At 66.1% G+C, this 22,822-nt stretch carries 18 protein-coding genes; 10 read left to right on the top strand and 8 right to left on the bottom strand.

All coding sequences use genetic code 11. The annotated features are described in order from the left end of the window. The first annotated feature begins 5 nt into the window (after positions 1-5). From ACYVKQ_RS08210 to ACYVKQ_RS08245, 8 genes are all read left to right on the top strand, one after another. Positions 6-680 carry a phosphoribosylanthranilate isomerase gene (locus tag ACYVKQ_RS08210; protein WP_460577480.1) on the top strand — a complete coding sequence of 225 codons (675 nt, stop codon included), beginning with the start codon at positions 6-8 and terminating at the stop codon, positions 678-680. A gap of 49 nt (positions 681-729) precedes the next feature. Next, positions 730-1,917, top strand: a complete 1,188-nt coding sequence (trpB, locus tag ACYVKQ_RS08215; RefSeq protein WP_460577482.1) for a tryptophan synthase subunit beta — start codon at positions 730-732, stop codon at positions 1,915-1,917. 20 nt (positions 1,918-1,937) lie between these two features. Beyond that, positions 1,938-2,768, top strand: coding sequence for a tryptophan synthase subunit alpha (gene trpA, locus ACYVKQ_RS08220; protein ID WP_460577484.1), 831 nt, complete (start codon positions 1,938-1,940; stop codon positions 2,766-2,768). Between the two features lie 39 nt (positions 2,769-2,807). After that, a complete protein-coding gene (locus ACYVKQ_RS08225) occupies positions 2,808-3,836 on the top strand; it encodes a bifunctional 3-deoxy-7-phosphoheptulonate synthase/chorismate mutase (protein ID WP_460577486.1) in 1,029 nt (342 codons plus the stop codon). 118 nt (positions 3,837-3,954) lie between these two features. After that, entirely contained in the window at positions 3,955-5,265 is a 1,311-nt protein-coding gene (locus tag ACYVKQ_RS08230) for a helix-turn-helix domain-containing protein (RefSeq protein WP_460577488.1), read from the top strand. Between the two features lie 89 nt (positions 5,266-5,354). Then, positions 5,355-6,233, top strand: coding sequence for a DoxX family protein (locus ACYVKQ_RS08235; protein ID WP_460577490.1), 879 nt, complete (start codon positions 5,355-5,357; stop codon positions 6,231-6,233). Between the two features lie 13 nt (positions 6,234-6,246). Then, positions 6,247-6,777 carry a hypothetical protein gene (locus ACYVKQ_RS08240; protein WP_460577492.1) on the top strand — a complete coding sequence of 177 codons (531 nt, stop codon included), beginning with the start codon at positions 6,247-6,249 and terminating at the stop codon, positions 6,775-6,777. 269 nt (positions 6,778-7,046) lie between these two features. Beyond that, the gene (locus ACYVKQ_RS08245) at positions 7,047-7,790 is read left to right on the top strand and encodes a phenylalanine-4-hydroxylase (RefSeq protein WP_460577494.1); all 744 of its coding nucleotides are present in this window, start codon (positions 7,047-7,049) and stop codon (positions 7,788-7,790) included. A 61-nt stretch (positions 7,791-7,851) separates the two neighbouring features. Here ACYVKQ_RS08245 and ACYVKQ_RS08250 read toward each other — a convergent pair whose 3' ends face one another. The 4 genes from ACYVKQ_RS08250 to ACYVKQ_RS08265 all read right to left on the bottom strand — a co-directional run bounded on the left by ACYVKQ_RS08250 (position 7,852) and on the right by ACYVKQ_RS08265 (position 14,239). After that, the gene (locus tag ACYVKQ_RS08250) at positions 7,852-10,950 is read right to left on the bottom strand and encodes a nidogen-like domain-containing protein (protein ID WP_460577496.1); all 3,099 of its coding nucleotides are present in this window, start codon (positions 10,948-10,950) and stop codon (positions 7,852-7,854) included. Positions 10,951-11,259: 309 nt separating this feature from the next. Continuing rightward, a complete protein-coding gene (locus ACYVKQ_RS08255) occupies positions 11,260-12,117 on the bottom strand; it encodes a dienelactone hydrolase family protein (RefSeq protein ID WP_460577498.1) in 858 nt (285 codons plus the stop codon). Between the two features lie 164 nt (positions 12,118-12,281). Beyond that, entirely contained in the window at positions 12,282-13,601 is a 1,320-nt protein-coding gene (locus ACYVKQ_RS08260) for an ABC1 kinase family protein (RefSeq protein WP_460577500.1), read from the bottom strand. Then, a complete protein-coding gene (locus ACYVKQ_RS08265) occupies positions 13,598-14,239 on the bottom strand; it encodes a TetR/AcrR family transcriptional regulator (protein WP_460577502.1) in 642 nt (213 codons plus the stop codon). Before ACYVKQ_RS08265 ends, ACYVKQ_RS08260 begins: the two co-directional genes overlap by 4 nt. Positions 14,240-14,409: 170 nt before the next feature. On the opposite strand from ACYVKQ_RS08265, the gene ACYVKQ_RS08270 reads away from it, so the two are divergent. After that, the gene (locus ACYVKQ_RS08270) at positions 14,410-15,528 is read left to right on the top strand and encodes an OmpA family protein (RefSeq protein WP_460577504.1); all 1,119 of its coding nucleotides are present in this window, start codon (positions 14,410-14,412) and stop codon (positions 15,526-15,528) included. Positions 15,529-15,604: 76 nt separating this feature from the next. Here ACYVKQ_RS08270 and ACYVKQ_RS08275 read toward each other — a convergent pair whose 3' ends face one another. The 4 genes from ACYVKQ_RS08275 to ACYVKQ_RS08290 all read right to left on the bottom strand — a co-directional run bounded on the left by ACYVKQ_RS08275 (position 15,605) and on the right by ACYVKQ_RS08290 (position 18,984). Beyond that, positions 15,605-16,924 carry a cryptochrome/photolyase family protein gene (locus ACYVKQ_RS08275; RefSeq protein WP_460577506.1) on the bottom strand — a complete coding sequence of 440 codons (1,320 nt, stop codon included), beginning with the start codon at positions 16,922-16,924 and terminating at the stop codon, positions 15,605-15,607. Between the two features lie 88 nt (positions 16,925-17,012). Next, positions 17,013-17,726 (bottom strand): SDR family NAD(P)-dependent oxidoreductase, encoded by a 714-nt coding sequence (locus ACYVKQ_RS08280; RefSeq protein ID WP_460577508.1) that lies wholly within the window; start codon positions 17,724-17,726, stop codon positions 17,013-17,015. A gap of 71 nt (positions 17,727-17,797) precedes the next feature. Then, positions 17,798-18,397 (bottom strand): hypothetical protein, encoded by a 600-nt coding sequence (locus tag ACYVKQ_RS08285; RefSeq protein WP_460577510.1) that lies wholly within the window; start codon positions 18,395-18,397, stop codon positions 17,798-17,800. Next, a complete protein-coding gene (locus ACYVKQ_RS08290; RefSeq protein ID WP_460577512.1) occupies positions 18,397-18,984 on the bottom strand; it encodes a hypothetical protein in 588 nt (195 codons plus the stop codon). Before ACYVKQ_RS08290 ends, ACYVKQ_RS08285 begins: the two co-directional genes overlap by 1 nt. Before the next feature lie 355 nt (positions 18,985-19,339). On the opposite strand from ACYVKQ_RS08290, the gene ACYVKQ_RS08295 reads away from it, so the two are divergent. After that, positions 19,340-22,789: a pyruvate carboxylase gene (locus tag ACYVKQ_RS08295; protein ID WP_460577513.1), complete on the top strand. Its 3,450-nt coding sequence runs from the start codon at positions 19,340-19,342 to the stop codon at positions 22,787-22,789. The last annotated feature ends 33 nt before the right edge of the window (positions 22,790-22,822 follow it).

The following is a 22,822-nucleotide window of genomic DNA, read 5'->3' on the forward strand; positions in this document are numbered from 1 at the left end:
TTCTCATGCTCTTACCCGCTTCGTTGCGCGTGCCGCCCCTGCCTACGCCTCGTGCCGACCGGCCGCTGCTGAAGGTGTGCGGTTTGAAATACTCCGATAACGTGGCCGCCGTGGCCGCTTTGCCTGTGGATATGCTCGGGTTCATCTTCGCCCCGAAGTCGCCGCGCTACGCCCTCCACGCGCTGGACGCGGAACAGCTGCGGGCCTTGCCGGTGGCCAAGGTGGGCGTGTTCGTGGACGAAAAGCCGGCCGTGATTCGGCGTACGGCGCTGCATTTCGGGCTGACGGCCGTGCAGCTGCACGGCCGCGAAACACCCGCCGAGTGCGCCGAGCTGGCCGCCGCGGGCCTGCCCGTGCTCAAGGCCATCGGGGTGGGAGAGCAGCTCGATGTGCGCCGCCTCGACGCCTACGCCCCGCACTGCGCCTACTTCGTGTTCGACACGGCCGGGCCGGCGGCGGGCGGCAACGGCACCGCGTTCGACTGGGAGCTGCTGCGCGGCTACGACCTGCCGACGCCTTACCTGCTGGCCGGTGGCCTGGGGCCCGACAACGCCGCGGTCCTGCGCGGGCTGCACCTGCCCGGGTTGGCCGGCTTCGACGTGAACAGCCGCGTGGAGCAGGCGCCGGGCCTGAAGGACGCAGGCCGGATCCAGTCATTTATCACCGAATTGCGCGCGTAGCTGCTTCGTCCGGCGCCTCGCGCATGAGCCCCACCACCAGCACCATCCCATGAGCCAATACCAACCTTCCGCCCGCGGCTACTACGGCCAATTCGGCGGCGCCTTCATCCCCGAAATGCTCTACCCCAACGTGGAGGAGCTGCGGGAGCAATACCTGACCATTCTCGCCGACCCGGCGTTTCAGCAGGAGTACCAGCGCCTGCTGCGCGACTACGTGGGCCGGCCCACGCCCCTGTTCCGGGCCGACCGCCTCTCGCAGCGCTACGGGGCCACCATCTACCTGAAGCGCGAGGACCTCTGCCACACCGGCGCCCACAAGGTGAACAACACCGTGGGGCAGATCTTGCTGGCTGAGCGGCTGGGCAAGAAGCGCATCATCGCCGAAACCGGGGCCGGGCAGCACGGCGTGGCCACGGCCACCGTGTGCGCCCTGCGCGGGCTGGAATGCGTGGTGTACATGGGCGCCGTGGACATGGAGCGCCAGAAGCCCAACGTGGCCCGCATGCGCATGCTCGGGGCCGAGGTGCGGCCGGCCGTCAGCGGCTCGCAGACCCTGAAGGACGCCACCAACGAAGCCATCCGCGACTGGATTTCGAACCCCACCGACACGCACTACATCATCGGCTCGGTAGTGGGCCCGCACCCGTACCCCGACCTGGTAGCGCGGCTGCAGGCCGTCATCAGCGAGGAAATCCGCCGGCAGCTGCGTGAGCACACCGGCCGCGAGCTGCCCGACTACGTGGTGGCCTGCGTGGGCGGCGGCTCCAACGCCGCCGGGGCTTTCTACCACTTCCTCGACGAGCCCGCCGTGCAGCTGGTGGCCGTGGAAGCCGCCGGCCACGGGGTAGAAACCGACAAATCGGCCGCCACTTCGGTGCTGGGCCGGCCGGGCATCATCCACGGCAGCCGCACCCTGCTGATGCAGGACGAGCACGGCCAGATTACGGAGCCCCACTCCATTTCAGCCGGCCTCGATTACCCCGGCATCGGCCCGCTACACGCCTTCCTGGCCGATTCGGGCCGGGCCCGGTTTATCAGCATCACCGATGCCGAAGCCCTGCAGGCTGCTCAGGAGTGCAGCCGCCTGGAAGGCATCATTCCGGCCCTGGAAACGGCCCATGCCTTTGCTGCCCTCGATCAGCTCGACCTCAAGCCCGAGGACGTGGTGGTGCTGAACCTCTCCGGCCGCGGCGACAAAGACCTGGAAACCTACCTGCGCGAGCTGCACCTGGCTTGATGCGGGCTGATACATACGATATGGCTACTTTTTCTGCCGCTGGGCAGCCGCTGACGGCTCCGGCCGGGCAGCCCAACCGCTTCGCCGACCTGCTGGCGCGCAAGCCCCAGGGCCTGCTCAATCTCTACATCACCGCCGGTTACCCTGGCCGCCACGACACCGTGCCGCTGCTGCAGACGCTGGCCGCCGCCGGCGCCGACATCCTCGAAATCGGGGTGCCTTTCTCCGACCCGCTGGCCGACGGCCCGGTGATTCAGCAAACGAGCACCGTGGCCCTGCGCAACGGCATGACGCTGCGCCACTTGCTGCAGGAGTTGCAGGGCGTGCGCGCCGTGCTGCCCGATACGCCGCTGCTGCTCATGGGCTACCTCAACCCGGTGCTGCAGCTGGGCATGGAGGAGTTCTGCCAGCAGGCCGCCGCGGCCGGCATCGACGGCGTGATTCTGCCCGACCTGCCGGCCGAGGAGTACGCCGAGTTCTACCAGGAAACCTTCCGCCGCTACAACCTGCGCCCGGTGTTTCTCATCACGCCCTACACCTCGGAAGCGCGCATTCGCCGCCTCGATGAGCTCACCGATGCTTTCCTGTACCTGGTGTCCGGCCCGGGCCTGACCGGCGGCAACCAGACGGCCGACCAAGGTGCGCAACAGGCGTACCTACAGCGCATCGAAGCGTTGAACCTGCGCAACCCGCGTCTCGTCGGCTTCGGTATTGCCGACCGGGCTTCGTTTGAGCAGGCCTGCCAGCACGCCAACGGGGCCATCATCGGCTCGGCGCTGCTGCGCGCCCTCGATGGCGCTGCCGACCCGCACGAAGCCGCCCGGCAATTTGTGCGCGGCATCCGCCCGTAGTGCCCGGCGCCTTTTTTCTTCCCAATTCCGACTTCCGCCATGATTATTCACCTCGAACCTCATTTGTCGCCCGCCGGGCAAGACGCCCTCGTGGCCCAGCTGCGCGAGCTGCGCTTTAAAGTCACGCCCGTGCGCACCCAGCGTGCCGCCTACCTCGTGGCCCTCGGCCCCCAAGACGTGGACATCCGCCGCATCGGCGCGCTGCCCGGCGTGCGCGACGTGCACCGCGTGTCCGACGACTACAAGCTGGTGTCGCGCAAGTGGCGCGTGCACCCCACCGTGCTCGACCTCGGCGACGGAATCCGGCTGGGCGAGGGCACGATGAGCATCGTGGCCGGGCCCTGCAGCATCGAAAACGAGGCGCAGATGGAAGCTGTGATGCAGCACCTGGTGCAGAATGGGGTGCGCCTGATGCGCGGCGGCGTGTTCAAGCCCCGCTCGTCGCCGTACTCCTTCCGCGGCCTGGGCCTGAACGGGCTGCGCGACTTTTACCGGCTGGCGCGGGCCCACGGCCTGCGCATCGTGACGGAGGTGATGCAGGTGTCGCAGGTGGAGGAGATGTACGACTTCGTGGACGTGTTCCAGGTGGGCGCGCGCAACACCCAGAACTTCAACCTGCTCGACGCGCTGGGTCAGGTCGACAAGCCGGTGCTGCTCAAGCGCGGCGTGTCGGGCACCATCGAGGAGCTGCTGCACTCGGCCGAGTACATTTTTTCGGGCGGCAACGAGCACATCATCCTCTGCGAGCGGGGCATCCGCACCTTCGAAACAGCCTCGCGCAATACCCTGGATCTGAACGCGGTGCCCATTCTGAAGGAGAAGACCCACCTGCCGGTGTTCGTCGACCCCTCGCACGGCATCGGCATCCGCGACCATGTGGCCCCGCTGGCACTGGCCGGCGTAATGGCCGGCGCCGACGGCATCCTCTACGAAACGGCCCCCGTGCCCGAACGCGCCGCCTCCGATGGCCAGCAGACTTTGGACTTCGCCGAATCGGCCCGGCTGGTGGAGGCGCTGCGCCGCACCTACGCCCTGCGCCAGGAACTGGCCGAACTGGAACTGGTGTAAGGCCCGGCCCTAACCAGAGGCAACCCGACGCACCGCCTGCCGGCCCCGGCAGGCGGTGCGTCGGTATTTGGGGCCGTTCGTAGTTGCACCGCGGCTGCGCAGCACCGTCCTTCGCACCATGCCTTTCACGTTCAGCGCCTATAGCGGGCTGTTGTTGCCCTTCTTCGTGCAGGGCGTGGTCGTCAGCGCGGTGCTGCTGCTGCGCCGCCGCCAGCAAAGCTCCCCCGCCGACGGGTGGCTGGCGCTGCTGCTGTTGCTGAACACGGCCCGGCTGGCGCAGTGGATGCTGGGCTTCGCCGGCTGGTACGACGCGCACAACGCCTACAGCACCTTCATGTTCTACTTCCCCTTCAGCCACTGGCTGTTGGTGGGGCCGGCGCTGTACTTCTACTTCCGCAGCCTCACGAACTGGGAGTTTCGCCTGCGGCCCCGGGACGGGTGGCACTTTGCGCCGGCCCTCCTGTACCTGGGCTGGCGCCTGCTGCTGTGGGCGCACGACATCGGCTGGGAGCATCTTACGCTGGGACAGCCCCTGCCCGGGCACTTTGGCACCAAGGGCAACTGGGCCACCCGGCTGGAAGGTTCGCCGCTCAACTACCTGCCCGAAGACCTGGGCTACCTGCTGGCCGTGGCCTACGCCTTCGTCACGCTGCGCGACTACCGCGCCTACCGCCGCTACATCAACGACCACTTTTCCGACACCGAGCGCATCCGTTTCGGCTGGTTGCGCCACGTGCTGCTGGCCATACCTGCCGGTCTGCTCGTCACCTTAGCCTTCGAGCTGGTCGATTTGCTGGTGCGCCCCCTCGATTACTACCAGTCTTGGTACGATTACTTTTTCACGGGCCTGCTCATTTATTACCTGAGCATTGCCGGGCTGCTGGCCAACCACCGCCTCACCGCGCCGCTGCACTTCGAGCCCGCCGCGCCGCCAGCCGGACCGGCCGAGCCAGTCGCCGCGGAAGCCCCGGTGCCGGTCGCCTCGGCGGTAGCGGGCTACGCGCCCGGTGCCGGGGCCGCAGCCCCTGCAGTTGCCATCGAATTGTCGGAAGCAGCGGATGCCCCTCCGGCCCCTGCCGATGCCGAGCTGGAACGCTGGACCGAGCGGCTGCGGACCTACATGACGGCGGAGCAGCCCTATCTGCGGCCCGAACTGACCCTGGGCGAGCTGGCCGCGGCGCTGCGCACCAACACCTCCCTGCTCTCCCGGGTCATCAACGCGGGCTTTGGCCAGAACTTCAATGATTTCGTCAACGGCTACCGCGTGGGCGAAGCCGAACGCCTGCTGGCCGACCCGCGCTTCCGGCACTACAGCCTGGTAGCCATAGCGTTGGAGTCGGGCTTCAACTCCAAGTCCACCTTCAACCGGGTCTTCAAGAAGCTGAGGGGCGAGACGCCCAGCGAGGCAGCGGCCCGGATCAAATCGTAAGCTGCGACGTCCCGAATCATAAGTTGAAGCGCTTTGGAGGCGTCAGTAGGGCAGTTTTGGGCCGTTCAACCAACCCACAACACTGCCCCATGAAAAAGCTATTGTTTTCCGCCGCCCCACTGCAAAACCGCGCCATCGACGCGGCGTGGCTGCTCTTCCGCCTGCACCTCGGCCTCTCCATTGCCGACGGGGCCGGCCTGCCCAAGCTGACCAACCTCGCCGCGGTGGCCAGCGCCCAGGTGCCGGGGCCGCCCGACTGGTTTGTGCAGCAGGTGGCCGGCCTCGGCTTTACGTTTCCCTCGCCCTACTTCTGGGCCGGCGCGGCCGTGTGGGGCGAGTTTGCGGGCGGCCTGCTGATTGCCTTGGGCCTGTTCACGCGCTGGAGCGGCCTGCAGCTGGCGTTTCAGTTTTTCGTCGTCGCCTTCCTCTGGTACGAAGACCCGTCGCCCATCACCGGCATGTACTTCCAGCAGCTGCTGTTCTGGGCCTTTGTGGTGATGACGGCCGTTGGGCCGGGCCGCTATTCGCTCGATTACCTGCTGACGCGCCCAAGGCGGGCAGCCGCGCCCGCGCCATTGGTGGCTGCCGGGCCGGCGCGCACCGTGGCCGCGGCCGTGCTAGCTGCGCTGTTGCTGCTTGGGGCCCCGGCCGGCTGGGCCGGCAACCTGCACTCCGATCTGCTGCTCGAGCCCGGCAAGCAGTTTGTACTCGGCGGCCAGCAGCCCGGGGCCTTCCGGGTGCAGGCGCGCAACGTCGGGCCGGTGGCCGTGGAAGTGCAGGAGCGGCTAGCCAATGGGGTTCAGCGGGGCAAAGGTGTGCTGCGGCCGGGCCAGCGCAGCGTGTTGCTTTTCAGCCCTGGTGCCGCAGCCGTGCTGCGCAACCCCGCGGCCACTGCGGCGCGCCTGCGGCTGCGCGTGAGCGGCAGCCCCGATCTGGGCATGCGGTACGGTGCTTTGGAAGTCCGCTAACCGAGCTCCGGCAATGAACAAGCTACTCCTCGCCCTGCTTATCTGCTTTGGGCTGGCCGCCGCTACGATGCCGCCCGCTTCACGAGCCGGCGAGGCATCCGTGCTCAGCCTCGCCGACTTCAAACCCCTGCTGAGCTACGACTGGCTCGGTACGCTGCGCTACCGCGACTACCAAAGTGAGCGTACCGTTACGCTCCAGGCCCGGCTCAACGGCATGCGGGCCGGCGCCCAGGAACTGGTGCTGGATTATCAGTACCAGGAACCCGAAGGTGGCCTCGTTAAAGGCTTTGACCGCCTGCGCTTCCCGCCCGGCGGCACCGCCATCGAGTGGGAAGGCCTGCTGCTGCAGCTGCGCCGCCGCCAGACCTTGCCCGATGGGACCTTGTACCTGGTGCTGGAAGGAGAGGGCCCGGATGACAACCGCCCGGCCCTGATTCGACGGACCGTGCAGATTGGCAGCCGCTTTTGTCGGCTGCGCAAGCAGGTGCGCTTCGCCGGCGACACGGCCTTCGTGTGGCGCAGCGAGTATTCGTTTCGGCGCTAAGCGCCGAGCCGGAATTGAAAATTTATAGGCTCGAACCCAGGCAGACTTGCACCGCTCACGAAATCTGCTACCTTTGTAATTGTCATGCTGAACCAGACCATTAATTGCAACTTTACGCTGTACGTCCAGCCCCTCAAAGGGACCGGAGCCGTGCCGTTGCATAACGTCTGGAAATGAAGCCCCCGCAGCTGACCTTCCTGATCTGAAAACAACCAAGCCCGGCTCCGCACCACGGAGGCCGGGCTTTTTTTCTGCCTACCTAGCCAGTCATGAAAGCCCCGCACTTCACCGCCGAAGACCACCTGGTGTGGAAAGTTCTCTTCGACCGTCAAACGGCCCTGCTGCACCGCCGGGCGGCGGCGCCCTTCGTGGCCGGGCTGCAGCGCCTCGGCCTGACCCGCGACGCGGCCCCCGACCTCGACACCCTGAGCCAGCGCCTGCGCCGGCTTACGGGCTGGGAGGTGGTGCCCGCCCCCGGCCGCGTGGACGACCGCGCGTTTCTGGCCCTGCTGGCCGAGCGGCGTTTTCCGGTGACCCGCTGGGTGCGTTCCATGCGCTACTTCGATTACCTGGCCGGCCCCGACCTGTTCCACGACGCGTTTGGGCATTTGCCCCTGCTCACCGACCCCGAATGGGCCGCGTGGCTCGCGCACTTCGGCCAGATAGCCCGCCACCACCTCACCGACGACCACGCCGTGGAGCAACTGGTGCGCCTGTTCTGGCACACCGCCGAGTTTGGCCTTACCCAGGAGCCCGAAGGGCTGCGCGTGTACGGGGCGGGCCTGCTGTCGTCGGCCGCCGAACTGCACCACTGCCTCACGGCGGACGCCCCGCGCCAGCCGTTGGAGGTCAGCGCCGCGCTGGCGGCGCCCACCGTGCGCGACGGGTTTCAGCAGCAGTACTTCGTATTGCCCGACTGGACGGAGTTGTCCGATGCCACGGCCGAGTTGGTGGTGCGCCTTACGGCAACCGCTGCGGTACCGGCGCCACAGCAGGTCGAGCCAATGCAGTAACTCATGAAAAAGGCCCCGCACGATGCGGGGCCTTTTTCATGAGGATGCTGACGGGAAAACGCTACTCCAGCACCACGCGTTTGGTGACCACACCCTCGGCCAGAGCTACGCGGAGGGTGTACACGCCGTGCGCCAAATGGCCCAGGGGCAGAACTTGCGCGGCACTGCTGCGGTTGGCGGGCAGCACCCGGTGGAGCACCTGTTGCCCCAGCGCATTGAGCAGCATTACCTCGGCCGCTTTCTGATCAGCCGGGACGCTGAGCCAAAGCTGCTCGCGCGCCGGATTCGGAAACACCGCTACCTGCGCGCTTAGCTGCGCCGTGTTGGTAGCCAGCGCCCGGGCTGGGTTGAAGATGAGCGAGAAGCGCGGGCCATCCAGCGTGGCATCGGCGGTGAAGGAGTAGGTGGTTTGCGGGGTCAGCGGGGTCAGCGTACCCGTCAGCGCATCGCGCAGCTGCACCACGGTGCCGGCAGGCAGGTTCAGCAGCTCATCGGCGCGCAGGGAGTACGTGCCGGCGCGGGCCACGCGCACCAGCAGCGGCACGGTCACGCCCTGGTTGTGGAGCAGCGGCAGGCCATTGATGGCCAGCAGACTGCCCGCGTGGTCCAGGCCCAGCAACACGTTGTGGCCACCCGTCAGCTTGGGGGCATCAAAAGCCTGGTCGAAGCCCAGGGTAGCGCCGTTCTGGAAGTACACCGCCACCTGATCGGTTGCGCCCAAGCCGCTGAGGCTGAGTTGCAGCAGCGTCCGGGTTTCGGAAGCCGTGCGCTGCAGGGCCGCATCGGTGTAGGCAGTCGGGCGCACGGCGTTGTTGAGGTTCAGGCTGCCCGCAGTGCCCGGGGCGGAGGTGCGTACGAAGAAGGCTTGGCCGAGGGGAATCAGGTTGGTGCCGCCGTTGGTGCCCACCCCGTTCACGTAGCTGGCATAGGAGCCCGTGTACCGGCCCGTCGACTTGTACACGTGCACCGCGTTGTCGAGGCCCGTGGCGTTCAGAAAAGCCTGGTTCCAGTCGATGGGGGAAGGGTAGGGGTTGCCCAGCAGGTGCCAGCCGGCCTGCGCAGCCGCCTGGCGGTCCAGCCCGGTTAGCGACACGGCGCCGTTGCCGAGCGTGCCCACAAAATCCACTGCCTGCCCGGCGGCCAGGTTCACGGTGTAGCCACGGCCCGGCGCCATGGTTTCGCCGAGGCTGGCAGGAGAAGCCCAGCCGGTGTCAAAATCGGCAATGCTGCCGTTGCCCGTGGCGGCTACCCGCGCTTGGGCATAAGAAAAGATAGTCGGGAAGGGCGACACCAAGCCGGGGTTGGCCGCTGTGTTGTACACCGGGTTTACCACCGGAAGGAAGCTACCGGTGGTCAGGTCCGCTAGCGTGGTGGCCACCACCGGCGCGCTGAGGTGGCGGTAGCCCAGGCCCGGGTTCAGGCTGGGGTCGAGGTAGCGCTGCACGGTGGCGGGGCCGGTTACCGCCGCGGCGCCGCTGTTGACCACCATGGCCGTGCCGGCGGCGCTGGAGAGGAGCGTCAGGTTGCCGTTGGAGGCGAGGTTGCCGTTGAGCGACAGCAGCCGGGAAACGGCCATCGGGCTGTTGAGCTGCAGGCCGGCGGCGCCTACCGTGAGGTTGGCCAGACTCAGGCTGCCGCTGCCACCGAAGCTTTGCGTGGCGCCGCCCGCGGTGAGCAGCGTGCCCGCCCCACTCACGGTGCCGTTGTTGGTCAGGTTGCCATTCAGGCGCAGGGCCCCACCGCTGCTGAGGGTGAGAGACGCGCCGCTGGCCACGGTCAGGCCGTTGGCGCCGGCATTGGCGCTGAGCACAGGCATGCGCACAGCCGTGGCGGGTATGGTCACGTTATCGGCGGCCGTGGGCACCACGTTGTTGCTCCAGTTGGCCGGATCGGTGTAGGTAGTGCTGACGGCCCCGGTCCACTGCCCATTCGGGGCGGCGGGTGGGTTTACAACTACGCGAATCGTGAAGGTGTTCTGCGCCGGAGCGGGCACCCCGTCGTCCGTAGCGGTAAAGGTCACGTTGGTGGTGCCCACGTTGCAGGAACTGCCGGTCACGGTAAACGTAGCCGTGGGGTTGGTGCCGCCGTTGCCGGTAACCGGTGCCGCCGCCGAGCACAGCCCGTTCAGGTTCGAGGTGACGGACACGGTCTGATTTACTTCGGGCCCGGAAAACTGCAGGGTGGCCGTGCGCGTTTCGCCCTGGTTCAGCGTGATGGTGTTGCCGGGCGGCAGGCCCGCTACGGCGGGCGGAATGTTTGCGCTGCTGACCGCGCGCACCTGGTAACCCAGGCACAACCCGTCGAGCCAATCGACGCCGCCCGGGTTGCCGGCAAACGTTTGGTTAGGAGCCACGTTGCCGCGCAGGTTGAAGCGGCCCGTCTGGATGTAGTCAACGTTGTTGCCGCGGTTGGCCCCGACGGTAGCTGGCGTGCCGCCGAAGCCGTCGATGCCGGAGGAAAAGTCGCCGGTGGTCCACTGCATGTCGTCGTAGGAAATCAGCACGTCGTCGCCGGTGAAGCCCGCAGCGGTGTTGGCCTTGATGACGAGCTGAAAGGTGTTCTTTTTGTCCGCTTTGGTGTTAAAGTAGCCCACCCGGTTCCAGGTCACCACCAGCCGGTCAGGAAACACCTTGTACCAAACCGTGCCGCTGCCCGGGTTGCGCGTGTCCACGTCGGCCCAGAAAGCCGCAATCATGGGCGTAGAGATGGGAAAGCCCGCCGCCGTGAAGGCGCTCAGCGCGTTGTCGAAGGTGATGTTGCCGTTGTTGTTGATGTACACTTGGTTGTAGGTGCTGCCGAACAGGGAGAAATTCCAGTTCAGGTCAACAGGGCCAAACGACTCGTCGTCGTTGCGCACGAGTTGCTGCCAGCCGTTGGCGCCGGTGCTGTCGAAGGGCTCGAAGCAGGCCGGCCGGGCTGCGGGCGTCAGCGCCGAGCGGGTGCCGGGCACGTTGATGTGCGGGCCTGGCCGGAGCGCCTGTTGTTGGCGGCTGGCTTGCTGCTCTTTCAGCAGCTGGTAGCGCGGGTTCGTATCCGTGGGGGTCCACTGCCGGGGGCGGGTACTGTTGCCCACCTGCTGCGCTGCCGCAGAACCAGCGGCCAGTCCCGTCAATAGTACCAAGCCCAGCAAACGGGCGAATACATGCGTAAATGTGGGCATAAGGAGAAGGTAAAGGTGGAATGACTGAGCGGGCGCCCGCAGGCGCAAATACGGCGGCCCGCGCGGTGCGAAGGCACGCAAAGCCGGCAACAGGCTAAAAGTAGCTGCTGCCGGTATTTATACAACTTGCTGCCAATGATTTACCGAATTATTGCCCGGTTTGCGCCCCTTTTCGGTGCACTGCTGCACCGAAAAGGGGGGCAGCGGACGTCGGCCACCGGGCACGCTGACTGCGGACCGTGCTCCAAAAATCAAGCAAGCCACCGCTTTCCCCGGAAGCGGTGGCTTGCACGCAGAAGCCACTGGCGACTAAGTTTTGAGCTTGAATTTCTTTTTCAGGTAAGCCAGCGCCAGTGTATTAGCTTGGCCCGCGGCGGCCGCGTCGTACTTCGGGTTCGAGGGGTTGGCGAAGGCGTGCACGGCATTGAAGTTGTGTACCGTTAGCTGCTTGCCGGCCTTTTTCATGTCGGCCTGAAACTGCCGTACCACGGCCGGGCTGATGCCCTGGTCCTGGGTGGCAAACAGGCCCAGCACGTCGGTATTCAGCATTTTGAGCTTGGCGACGTCCTTTTCCGGCATGCCGTAGTAGACGACGCAGCCCACGGCTTGTTTGCCGGCCAGCATAGCGGCCTGCAGCGACCAGCTGCCCCCAAAGCACCAACCCAGCGTGGCTACCTGGGCCGTGGGGCCGGCGTGAGCAATGGCCCCGCGGATGATGTTCTTGGCGCGGTTGTTATCCACGGCCTGCACCAGCCGGCTGGCTTCCTGTGCGTCGGTGGCCAGCTTCCCATCGTAGAGGTCCACGGCCAGCACCGTCACGCCGGGCAGGGCGGCGGCCAGGCGGTCGGCTTCGCGCTTGATGTAGTCGTTCAGGCCCCACCATTCGTGCACCACCATCAGGTACTGCCCCGTGGGTGCGGCGGGCCGCACTTCGTAGCCGTAGGCGGTGCTGCTGTCGGGAGTGGTAAAGGTTACGGTCTGCCCCGCGGCCTGCTGAGCATAGTCCAGCGGCAGGGGCGAGTCGTGGCCGCTCATGAAGGCCGGATCAGCTGCCAGGTGGGCAAAGGCGACCAGGGCATCGGGCTTGGCGCAGCAGGAAGGAGCTTGTTGCGCCCCGGCAGCCCCAGCCCCGAGCAGCAGGAGCAAAGCAAGGAAAAGGTGCTTCATCGGTGAGGAATTTGGTTGGCTTAGTGGCTGAATCGAAAACCGTGGGAATTGGTTGCCGCGGCGCGGCCGCGCCAGCAGCAACCACGGCGGGACGCGGTGGGGCAAAAAGCCACGCGGCGCGCAACAGCCAGCTGTTGCGCGCCGCGTGCGAGCTGTCGAAGTTGCTAGGGTGCGGGTGCCTGCGTCCGCACCTCGGCGCCTAGTTCCGTGAGCAGAGCGTACAGGCCCACGTAGGTGCGGTTCAGGTAAATGAAATGCTCGGAGCCGCGGGGTTCGCGCTGGCGGCGCAGCTCCGGCTGCTGCATCAGGTCGTCGCCGAGGGCGTACAGGGCCGGCAAGAAATCGGGGTTGCCGAAGTCAAACACCGGCTCGCGGAACGGCTGGCCCACGAGGGTCAGCGAGTCGTGCAAGGTACGCAGGTACAGCTGGCGCAGGCTGGCCGGGTCGTCGGGGCGCAGCAGGCCGGCTTCGGTGAGCAGGGCGGCCAGGCGGCTTTCGTCGGCGAGGGTTTCCGGGGCGAGCAGGGCCGTGAAGAGCCGGTGCACCTCGGCCGGAATTTCCTTGACGCAGCCAAAGTCCAGCACGCCCACGGTACCGCCTGCGTCGGCGCGGAGCAGGAAGTTGCCGGGATGCGGGTCGGCGTGCACCTGCCGCAGCGAGTGCAGCTGGTGCATGTAGAAGTCCCAAAGCGTCTGGCCAAGCTGGTTGCGCACGGCCTGCGCGGGCCCGGTCGCCAGAAACTCCTTCAGGTGCTGGCCGGGCAGCCAGTCCATGGTCAGGATGCGGGCGGTAGACAGCTCCGGGTAATACCGCGGAAACTCCAGGTGCGCGAACTGCGCGCTGCCGGCCGCAATGGCTTGGCCGCGGCGCAGCTCCAGCTGGTAGTCGGTTTCCTCGAGCAGGCGCGTTTCCACCTCCTGCAGGTAGGGGCGCACGGTAGCCTCGTCGAGGCCGAGCACGCGCAGGGCCACGGGCTTCACCAGCCGGATGTCGGAGCGGATGCTGTCGGCCACGCCGGGGTACTGCACCTTCACGGCCAGGGCGCGGCCATCCTTGCGGGCAAAATGCACCTGCCCGATGCTGGCCGCCTGCCGGGCGGCAGGCTCAAACGCGTCGAACAGCTCGAAGGGCGACTTCCCAAACGCGTCGCGGAAGGCCTTGACCACCAGCGGCCCCGATAGCGGCGGCGTCTGGTACTGGGCCTGGGCAAACTGCTCGGCGTAGGCGGCGGGCAGGATGTTTTTCTCCATGGCCAACATCTGCGCCACCTTGAGCACCGAGCCTTTCATTTCGCTCAGGGCGCCGTACAGCTCGGCCGCGTTGGCCGCGTGCAGGTCCTCGGGGGCGAGGTCGGCGCCGGCGGCCCGGCGGGCGTAGTGTTTCACGTAGTTGGCCCCCACTTTCAGCCCGGTTTTGGCAAAGCGGGCCGCCCGGGCCACTTTGGTGGTGGGCAGCGAGGCCAGCGGCTGCGGTTGCTCGCTCATCGACTGCGGCTCGATTGGAAGAGGAAGCGTGCCAGATCCAGGGCCGAATCCAGCGTGTTGCGGCCGACCAGATCGAAGCTCAGCGTGACGGCCTTTTCCACGGCCGCATCGGTGCGCTCGAAGTTCAGCGACTCGTCTTTGGCAAAGAAGCCGAGCAGAAACAGGGCCTGCTGCCAAAAGGCGCGCGGATATTGCTCCTGCACCAGCGGGCGGCCCGCCACTTCGTCGGTCTGGCGCCCGGCGCGCAGCACATCCGCCACGAAGGTTTCAAAGTCCTGGCGGAAGTCGTCGAGTACCCGGGGCGTGAGGGCGGGCATGCCCCGCAGCGAGCGGCGCAGCGACTGCAGCGCGTAGCTGCGGTTCTGCTTCAGGATTTCCAGCAGGGTGTAGTAAAAGGCGAGCAGCTTTTCGCGGGCGCCGTACTCGGCCCACACCGGCTCGCGGCTGGCCTGCTCGCGGGCCTGCCGCCCGAAGTCAGCCCAGATTTCGCGGTCGATGGCGGCGAAGGTGGCGTAGTAGCGGTAAAACTCGGCTTCGGGCAGGCCTAGCTGCTCGCTGAGCAGGTACACCGAAGCTGGCGGTTGATTGTGGCGCAGCACGTACTCGAGGTACGCCCGCTTGATGCGGTCTTTCTCCATGGCAACAATACAACCCGCGCGTCCCCCAGTTGGTTGCCGCCTGCCCCCGGAGGCAATGGAGCGAAATGCATGTGGTTATAAATAATATAGGTATTAACCTATTAAATCATTTGTGTGCATGACCCGATGCGCTACCTTCGAACATTACTACCCCCGCGCCACCTATTGGTATGAAACACTTTTACCGCTTTACAGTCTTCGCAGTCAGTAGCTTGGGCGCCCTGCTGGCGCTGCCCACCTCTGCGCAAACAGCCAGCCCAAGCAGCGCTGGCAGCATTGCTGGAAGCGTGCAATCGGCTGACCAGCAGGCGCTGCCGCAGGCGGCCGTGACGGTGGTGCACCTGCCTTCGGGCACCAAGCGGGTCACGACCACCGACGCCACCGGCCGCTTTGCACTAGCGGAGTTGGTGGCCGGCGGTCCGTACGTGTTACAGGTTAGCCGGGCCGGGTTTCAACCGCAGTTGGCCGACAACGTATTTTTAGCGGCGGGCAAATCCACCAGCCTCACCTTCGTGCTAGGCCAGCCGACAGCCGGTGGCAAGGCCACTGCTACGCGACGGGCCACCGCCCGGGAAGCTGCGCCATCCGCGTCCGCCGCTGCTGCCACGCCCACCTATATCAAGCAGGTGCCCCGGCTCGATGAGGCTGCCAACCAGCCGGTTTCTGCCGCCCCGCTGGCGCCCGCCGCCGCCGAGCCGCCCCGCACGTACGCGTACGCTCCCAAAAAGAACACGCCGCGCCGGCCCGCGCCCAAGGTGACCCCGGCCACGCCCGGTCATTACGACGCCAAAACCGGCAATTACATCTACCACACCGGTGCCAGCACCACCCTCACACTAGCCGGTGGTGGGCGCCTCACCGGCGTGGGCGTGCAGTCCACCGAGAGCTTGCTGCACCGCTTCATCACCGATCCGGCCGCGCAGGTGGATACGGTGGACCTGACCAAAGGCTGGCTGAACTTTGATCGGGTGTTCTTTGAACCTGGCAAGGCCACGCTCACGCCCGATTCCCGGGTGCAGTTGGGCCACATTGCCCAGATCATGCGCGCCTATCCCAAAGTGCGCATCAAGATCGGGGGCTACACCGACAGCACGGGCACTTACAAAGTCAATAAGCTGCTGAGCGAAGCCCGCGCGCAAGCTGCCTGGGCCGCCCTGGTGGAGCTGGGCATTAGCCCCGGCCGCATGGATGCCCGCGGCTACGGGCCGCGCTACGCCATTGCCGGCAACGCCACCGACGAAGGCCGGGCCATGAATCGCCGCTTGAGCATCAAGGTGCTCAGTAAATAATGGTTTTTCGAGAAGCGCCGCGGAGCCTGGTTCGGAAAACGAATGAGGGCACTGCTGGCCGCGGGAGCTGGCCGCGTTAGAGCTGCGCAGCCTGATAAGCTGCCCGGTACGTGCTGATGGCCCGCTCGCGGGCCTCTTTGTGGTCTACCACCGGCACGGGGTAGGCGGCGGTGCCGTACTCCGGCACCCAGCGGCGCACGTATTCCAGCTGAGGGTCGAATTTCTGCTGCTGCGCCGCGGGGCTGAACACCCGGAACCAGGGCGCCGCCACCACGCCGGTGCCCGCCACCCACTGCCAGTTGCCCACGTTCAGCGCCAGGTCGTAGTCGAGCAGCTTTTCGGCGAAGTACCGCTCGCCCCAGCGCCAGTCGATGAGCAGGTGCTTGACCAGGAAGCTGGCCGCCGCGATGCGGACGCGGTTGGGCAGGTAGCCCGTCTGGTTTAGCTCGCGCATGCCCGCGTCGACAAGCGGGTAGCCCGTGCGGCCTTCGCACCAGCACCGGAACGCGGCCTCGTCGTGGCGGAAGGGCACGTGGCGCAGGCGCGGCTCAAAACTCTCTTCCACCAGCTGCGGATACTGCCAGAGCAGCATCATGAAGTAGTCGCGCCACACCAGCTCGGCCAGCAGCTTGGGGTTCAGCTCCTGGGCCTGCCGCATTAGCTCCCGCACGCTCAGCGTGCCGAAGCGCAGGTGCACCGAGCGGCGCGTGCTGCTGTTCAGCCGGCCCAGCTGGTCGCGGGTGTTGTGGTAGCCGCGCACCAGCTCGGCCGCGGGCAGCTCGGCGGCCGGCACGTACTGCTCGTACCGCTCGAAGCCCATCTGCGCCAAGGTAGGGCGCGGCGGCACCGGCACGTCGGCCATCCGCCCGGCCCGCAGCCGCTCGGCGGAAGGGTAGGGCTGCAGGTGCTCGGGCTGCAGCGCGGCCAGCCACGCGTCGCGGTAGGGTCCGAAGCTGCGGTGCGGCGTCTGGGTCTTGGTTAGAACCTCGTTCTTCTGAAAAATCACCTGATCCTTGTGCGTCTGAAAAGCAATGCCGCGCTCCTGGCACAGCTGGCTCACGGCCGAGTCGCGCGCGGTGGCGTAAGGCTCGTAGTCGGCGTTGGTGTACACGGCCCCGACCTCAAACTCGGTGAACAGGCGACGAAAAACGTCTTCCGGGCGGCCGTAGCAGGCCATGAACCGACCGCTGAGCTCTTCCGCCTGCCGGGCCAGCCGCTCCACCGCGTCGTAGATAAACGTGACGCGCGCATCATGCGGGCGCGGCACGTGGTCGAGGATGTCGGTATCGTAGATGAACAGCGGCAGCACCGGCAAACCGCTGTTCAGCGCTGCGGCCAGGCCGGCGTTGTCGTGTGGGCGCAGGTCGCGCCGGTGCCAGAATAGGGCAATGGGCATGGGAGGATCAGGTAAGAGGATATGGAAGAGAGGGTAGGAGTTGGCAGCTCGATAACGCTTCAACCCCCACCCTCATACCCTCGCCCCCTTATTTCAGGGTGGAGTAGCCGCCGTCGACGCGGATGATCTGACCGGTAATGAAGCTGGCGGCCTCCGAAAGCAGAAACGCGGCCGTTTCGGCCAGGTCGGCGGGCTGGCCCACGCGCTGCAGCGGGTGCCTCTTGGCGCCGGCTTCCTGCTTGTCGGGCGTGTTGAGCAGGGCTGCGGCCAGGGGCGTGTCGGTCAGCGTAGGCGCCAGGGCATTCACGCGCACGCCGCTGCTGGCGTACTCGGCGGCCAGCGAGCGGGTCAGACCTTCCACCGCCGCTTTGGCCGTGGCAATGCTGGCGTGAAACGGCATGCCGTTGTAAGCCGCCACCGTGCTGAACAGCACCACCGACGCCCCGCCGGCCTTCTTCAGGCGCTTGACGACGGCCTGCAGCACCTGCACGGCGCCCACCACGTTCAGCTCGAAGTCCTGGCGGAATTGCTCGGCGCCCAGCCGCTCGAAAGGGCGCAGCATAATGGAGCCGGGGCAGTACACCACGCCGTGCAGCACCTCGGGCAGCGCCGCCAGCGCCTCGGCGTCGAACTGCGTGACATCCAGCGTCAGATGCGTGGTAACCAGGGCCTCCAGCTCGGGGGAAGGGTGGCGCGAAGCGGTAAACAGCGTGGCGCCGCGCTGGCTGAGCAGCTGGGCGGTGGCCAGACCGATGCCCGAAGAAGCACCGATGAGCAAAACATTCTTACCGGAAAAATCCATGGGGAGTGGGGTTGCGGAACCCCCTGACAACCCCGGCCGGGAAGGAAAGTTTGCGTCTCCCTACGACGCGGCTAGTTCGCCAGCGCAAAAAACCACCCGTCAGAAACTACCCGCTGCTGCCCGCTGCCGGGGGAGAGCAGGGTCAGCTCGAACGTGCCGCGCACCTCACCGTTGGCCGGCGTCCACTCCGTGACGGTGAAGCGCTGCGGCGCCCCCGGGGCCGCCTGCAACTCCGGACCGGACTGCCATTGCTGATTGGCGTCGCGGCGCTGCTCGGCAAAGCGGACTTCGAAGCGGGTATAGGTGCCTACGCCCTGAAACCCCGGCACGCGCAGCACCAGATCGTGCCGAACGCTCTGCGGATTTGGCTCGCCCGCCTGCTGGCCGCGTTGCGCGTCGATGACTGCTAACAACAGCGTGCCGTCGTCCCACAAGACGGCCTCCACGGGGTACTTGCGGTTGAACAGAGGCACGGCCAGCAGGAACAGGTCGCCCAGGTTGGAGTAATTATTGGCCACTACCGGCTGTCCATCGAGCTGGTACGAAACAGTAGGTTGGCCCGATACGGGCTTCTGCGGGGGAGAGGGTTCTACCTCGGTGGAGGTAAACGTGCAGGCCGCCAAGGTGCTAGTCAGCCCCAGCACACAGAGTAGGGAATACAGGCGCATCATCAGCGTGGGTCGGATAGGGGAATGGCGAATGCTAAGGTGGCCAGCAGCGTCAGGTCGTGGCGCTGCGGGTTGAGGTTGCCCTGGGCCGTAATGCCCAGGCGGGTTACGCCCAGCGGGTCGAGGCTGACCTGCCAGCCCACTTCCAATGGAACGCCGAGGGCCGAGTAGCGTTGGTAGGCGAAATAATCGGTGCTCGGGCTGCTGAACAGACCGCTGCGCCGCAGAGTGTAGCGGTAGGCGCCCAGGTTGCGCCCGGCCACGTAGGCCACGCCGGCCGCCGCGTGGAAGCGGTGGGTTCCCGTGGTCAGGGACCGGCCCAGCAGCAGGGCAGCTTCGGCCTGCCGCGAGCGGGAATTGAGGCGACTGAACACCGGGTTCAGATCAATTTCGCGGGGTATCCACCACTTGTAGCGCAGGCGACCGGTCAGCAGCCAGGCGCCGCGCTCGTACGTCGCGCTGGCGCCTAGGCCGTTGCCCACGCCCATGCCCAGCGTCAGGCCGGTAGGCTGCTGGGCATGGGCGGGTTTGGGCGTAAGCAGTAGCAGGCCGGCCAAGGTGTAGCAGCAGGATCGAAAGACAGAGAACATCAGCAAGCCCGAAAAATGAGTTGATAATAACGCGCCGGTACGTGAGCAAGAGGGCCGTCGGGCCTAGAAAGTTGTATGAGGACAAAGAATTTCCTCCGCGGACTGGCGGGGGCTTCGGGGCGACCGGTCACGCTGCTGCCCGACGGTCGGAACCTGTCGCGCCGCTGCGCAATGGTCGGGAAGGGATTGTTTTTTTTATTGGTTGATTAACTAGCTTTTCCCCAAGCGAATCTTGCTTGGGTATCATAAATTAACTCCGCAAAAATAGTCGGCATGCCGACTATCGACCTCACCTAAAGCTGCCGCTTTTGCGTAGCTTCGGCGCATCCCCTCCCCAACTCCCACAACCAACATTATGAACATCCGCAAGCTGCTCGTTGCCAACCGCGGCGAAATTGCGATTCGCGTGCTGCGCGCCGCTACCGAGCTGGGCATTCAGACGGTGGCCATCTACACGTACGAGGACCGTTACTCGCTGCACCGCTACAAGGCCGACGAGGCCTACCAGGTCGGCCGCGACGAGGAACCCCTCAAGCCCTACCTCGACATCGAGGAAATACTGCGCGTGGCCAAGGCCAACGGCGTGGACGCGATTCACCCCGGCTACGGCTTCCTCTCCGAAAACGCCACCTTCGCCCGGCGCTGCCAGCAGGAGGGCATCACTTTCGTGGGTCCCCGCCCGGAGGTGATGGAGGCCCTCGGCGACAAGGTGCGCGCCAAGCAGGTGGCCGTGAGTTGCCAGGTGCCCATCATCGAGAGCAGCCAGCAGGACCTGACCTCGTTTGAAGTAGCCCGCGACGAAGCCCAGCGCATCGGCTACCCGGTGATGCTGAAGGCGGCGGCCGGCGGTGGCGGGCGCGGCATGCGCGTCATCCGCGATGACGAGCAGTTGGAGAAAGGCTTTTTTGAGGCCCGCAACGAGGCCAAAAAGGCTTTCGGCGACGACACGGTGTTTCTGGAGAAGTTTGTGGAGCACCCCAAGCACATCGAGGTGCAGCTGGTGGCCGACAACCACGGCGGACTGATGCACCTCTACGAGCGGGACTGCTCGGTGCAGCGCCGCTACCAGAAAGTGGTGGAGGTGGCCCCGTCGCTGAACCTGCCCGACCACATGCGCCACCTGCTCTACGAGTATTCGCTGCGGCTGGGCCGGGCCGTGGGCTACAACAACGTGGGCACCGTCGAATTCCTCGTCAACCCCGAGCTGGACCGCATCTACTTCATCGAGGTGAACCCGCGCATCCAGGTGGAGCACACCGTGACGGAGATGATTACGGGCATCGACCTGATCAAAACCCAGCTGCACATTGCCGACGGCCGCCACCTCGCCGACCCCGAAATCGGGCTGGGCGGCGACGTGAAGCCGCTGAAAATCGGCTACGCCATTCAGTGCCGCATCACCACCGAAGACCCCGAAAACGACTTCAAGCCCGACTACGGCACCATCGTGGCGTACCGCTCGGCCGGCGGCTTCGGCATCCGGCTGGATCAGGGCTCGGTGTACCAGGGCGTGAAGATTTCGCCCTTCTTCGACTCCTTGCTGGTGAAGGTGTCGGCGCACGCACCTACGCTGGAAGGCGCCGCCCAGAAAATGCAGCGCACCCTGGACGAGTTCCGGGTGCGCGGCGTGCGCACCAACATCCAGTTCCTGCAGAACATCATCGCGCACCCGGTGTTCGTGGGCGGGCAGGCCAACGTGGACTTCATCAAGGACCACCAGGAACTGTTCAAGTTCAAGCCCCGCCTCGACCGCGGCACCCGCCTGCTGGAGTTTCTCGGCGACTTGATCGTGAACGGCAACCCCGACGTGAAGGGCCACGTGGACCCGAAGCGCGAGCTGCCCAAGCCCACGCTGCCGCACTTCGACCCGGCCGGCGCGGTGCCTGCCGGCACCAAGCAGAAGCTCACCGAATTGGGCCCCGAGGGCTTTGCCCAGTGGCTGCGCGCCGACCAGCCCATCCACTACACCGACACCACCTTCCGCGACGCGCACCAGAGCCTGCTGGCCACGCGCATGCGCTCCTTCGACATGCTGAAGGTGGCCGAGCGCTACGCCCGCTGCCACCCGCAGACGTTCTCGATGGAGGTGTGGGGCGGCGCCACCTTCGACGTGGCCCTGCGCTTCCTGCACGAGGACCCCTGGGACCGGCTGGCCAAAATCCGGCAGGCCGTGCCCAACATCCTGCTGCAGATGCTCATCCGCGGGGCCAACGGCGTGGGCTACAAGGCCTACCCCGACAACCTCACGGAGCGCTTCGTGGAGCAAGCCTGGGAAACCGGCGTCGATGTGTTCCGCATCTTCGACTCGCTGAACTGGATGAAGGGCATGGAGTCCTGCATCGGCTTCGTGCGCAACAAGACGCAGGGCTTGGCCGAAGCCGCCATCTGCTACACCGGCGACATTCTGGATGTGAAGCGCAACCAGAAGTACAACCTCGACTACTACCTGCGCCTGGCCAAGCAAATCGAGGACGCGGGCGCCCACATCCTCTGCATCAAGGACATGGCCGGCCTGCTGAAGCCCTACGCCGCCACCGAGCTGGTAACGGCCCTGCGCGACACGGTGCAGCTGCCCATTCACCTGCACACCCACGATACCTCGTCGCTGCAGGCCGCTACGTACCTGAAGGCCGTGGAAGCGGGCGTCGACGTCATCGACGTGGCGCTGGGCTCCTTGTCGGGCCTGACCTCGCAGCCGAACTTCAACTCGGTGGTGGAAATGCTGCGCGGCACCGAGCGCCACCGCGAGTTCGACCAGCACAGCCTCAACGAATTCTCGAACTACTTCGAGACGGTGCGCGACTATTACTACCCCTTCGAGTCGGGGCTGAAGGCGGGGACCTCCGAGGTATTTCAGCACGAAATACCCGGCGGGCAGTACTCCAACCTGCGCCCGCAGGCCGCCGGGCTCGGCCTGCTCGACAAGTTTGAGTTGATCAAGCAGACCTTCGCCGAGGTAAACGAGCTGTTCGGCGACATCGTGAAGGTCACGCCCTCGTCCAAGGTGGTGGGCGACATGGCCCTGTTCCTGGTGTCGAACAACCTGACCACCCAGGACGTGCTCACCAAAGGCCACGGTATCAGCTTCCCCGAGTCGGTGCGCGAGCTGTTCCGCGGCGACATTGGGCAGCCCGAAGGCGGCTGGCCGCAGGAGTTGCAGCAGATCATCCTCAAAGACGAAAAGCCCTTCACCGACCGCCCCAACGAGCACCTCAAGCCCATCGACTTCGACAAGGAGTGGGCGCGGTTCCAGGAGAAGTTCGGGCCCGGTGCCCGCTTTACCGACCTGCTTTCGTGGCTGCTCTACCCGAAGGTGTTCGAGCAGTACTGGGCGCACCTGCAGCAGTTCGGCGACGTATCGGTGGTGCCCACGCGGGTGTTTTTCTACGGGCTGCGGCCCGGGGAGGAAACCATTATCGACATTGCCCGCGGCAAGAGCATCATCGTGCGGCTGCAGTCGGTGGGGCAGGTAAACGACGACGGGATGCGCACCATCTTCTTTACCCTGAACGGGCAGACGCGCAACCTGGAAATCCGCGACCGGTCGGTGGAAGTCAAGACGATTTCCAACCCCAAAGCCGACAAAAACAACGCCCAGCAGATCGGGGCTCCGCTGCAGGGGCTGCTGTCGCGGGTGCTGGTGGAAAGCGGCCAGAAAGTCAAGCGCAACACGCCGCTGTTCATCATCGAGGCCATGAAGATGGAAACCACCATCACGGCCCCGGCCGACGCGCTGGTGCAGGCCGTGAACCTGAGCGAGGGCACCCTCGTGAATGCCGACGACCTGGTGCTGACGCTCAACTAGGTCGCCACGCGAAACCGCTCGTTACCGGGCCCC

Source organism: Hymenobacter coalescens, assembly GCF_054783195.1.

Coding starts and splice junctions, on each gene's coding strand:
- ACYVKQ_RS08280 (WP_460577508.1), bottom strand. CDS start 17,726: ATGGATTTTTCCGGTAAGAATGTTTTGCTCATCGGTGCTTCTTCGGGC.
- ACYVKQ_RS08225 (WP_460577486.1), top strand. CDS start 2,808: ATGATTATTCACCTCGAACCTCATTTGTCGCCCGCCGGGCAAGACGCC.
- ACYVKQ_RS08245 (WP_460577494.1), top strand. CDS start 7,047: ATGAAAGCCCCGCACTTCACCGCCGAAGACCACCTGGTGTGGAAAGTT.
- ACYVKQ_RS08290 (WP_460577512.1), bottom strand. CDS start 18,984: ATGTTCTCTGTCTTTCGATCCTGCTGCTACACCTTGGCCGGCCTGCTA.
- ACYVKQ_RS08210 (WP_460577480.1), top strand. CDS start 6: ATGCTCTTACCCGCTTCGTTGCGCGTGCCGCCCCTGCCTACGCCTCGT.
- ACYVKQ_RS08250 (WP_460577496.1), bottom strand. CDS start 10,950: ATGCCCACATTTACGCATGTATTCGCCCGTTTGCTGGGCTTGGTACTA.
- ACYVKQ_RS08295 (WP_460577513.1), top strand. CDS start 19,340: ATGAACATCCGCAAGCTGCTCGTTGCCAACCGCGGCGAAATTGCGATT.
- ACYVKQ_RS08235 (WP_460577490.1), top strand. CDS start 5,355: ATGAAAAAGCTATTGTTTTCCGCCGCCCCACTGCAAAACCGCGCCATC.
- ACYVKQ_RS08265 (WP_460577502.1), bottom strand. CDS start 14,239: ATGGAGAAAGACCGCATCAAGCGGGCGTACCTCGAGTACGTGCTGCGC.
- ACYVKQ_RS08285 (WP_460577510.1), bottom strand. CDS start 18,397: ATGATGCGCCTGTATTCCCTACTCTGTGTGCTGGGGCTGACTAGCACC.
- ACYVKQ_RS08255 (WP_460577498.1), bottom strand. CDS start 12,117: ATGAAGCACCTTTTCCTTGCTTTGCTCCTGCTGCTCGGGGCTGGGGCT.
- ACYVKQ_RS08275 (WP_460577506.1), bottom strand. CDS start 16,924: ATGCCCATTGCCCTATTCTGGCACCGGCGCGACCTGCGCCCACACGAC.
- ACYVKQ_RS08230 (WP_460577488.1), top strand. CDS start 3,955: ATGCCTTTCACGTTCAGCGCCTATAGCGGGCTGTTGTTGCCCTTCTTC.
- ACYVKQ_RS08260 (WP_460577500.1), bottom strand. CDS start 13,601: ATGAGCGAGCAACCGCAGCCGCTGGCCTCGCTGCCCACCACCAAAGTG.
- ACYVKQ_RS08240 (WP_460577492.1), top strand. CDS start 6,247: ATGAACAAGCTACTCCTCGCCCTGCTTATCTGCTTTGGGCTGGCCGCC.
- ACYVKQ_RS08270 (WP_460577504.1), top strand. CDS start 14,410: ATGAAACACTTTTACCGCTTTACAGTCTTCGCAGTCAGTAGCTTGGGC.
- trpA (WP_460577484.1), top strand. CDS start 1,938: ATGGCTACTTTTTCTGCCGCTGGGCAGCCGCTGACGGCTCCGGCCGGG.
- trpB (WP_460577482.1), top strand. CDS start 730: ATGAGCCAATACCAACCTTCCGCCCGCGGCTACTACGGCCAATTCGGC.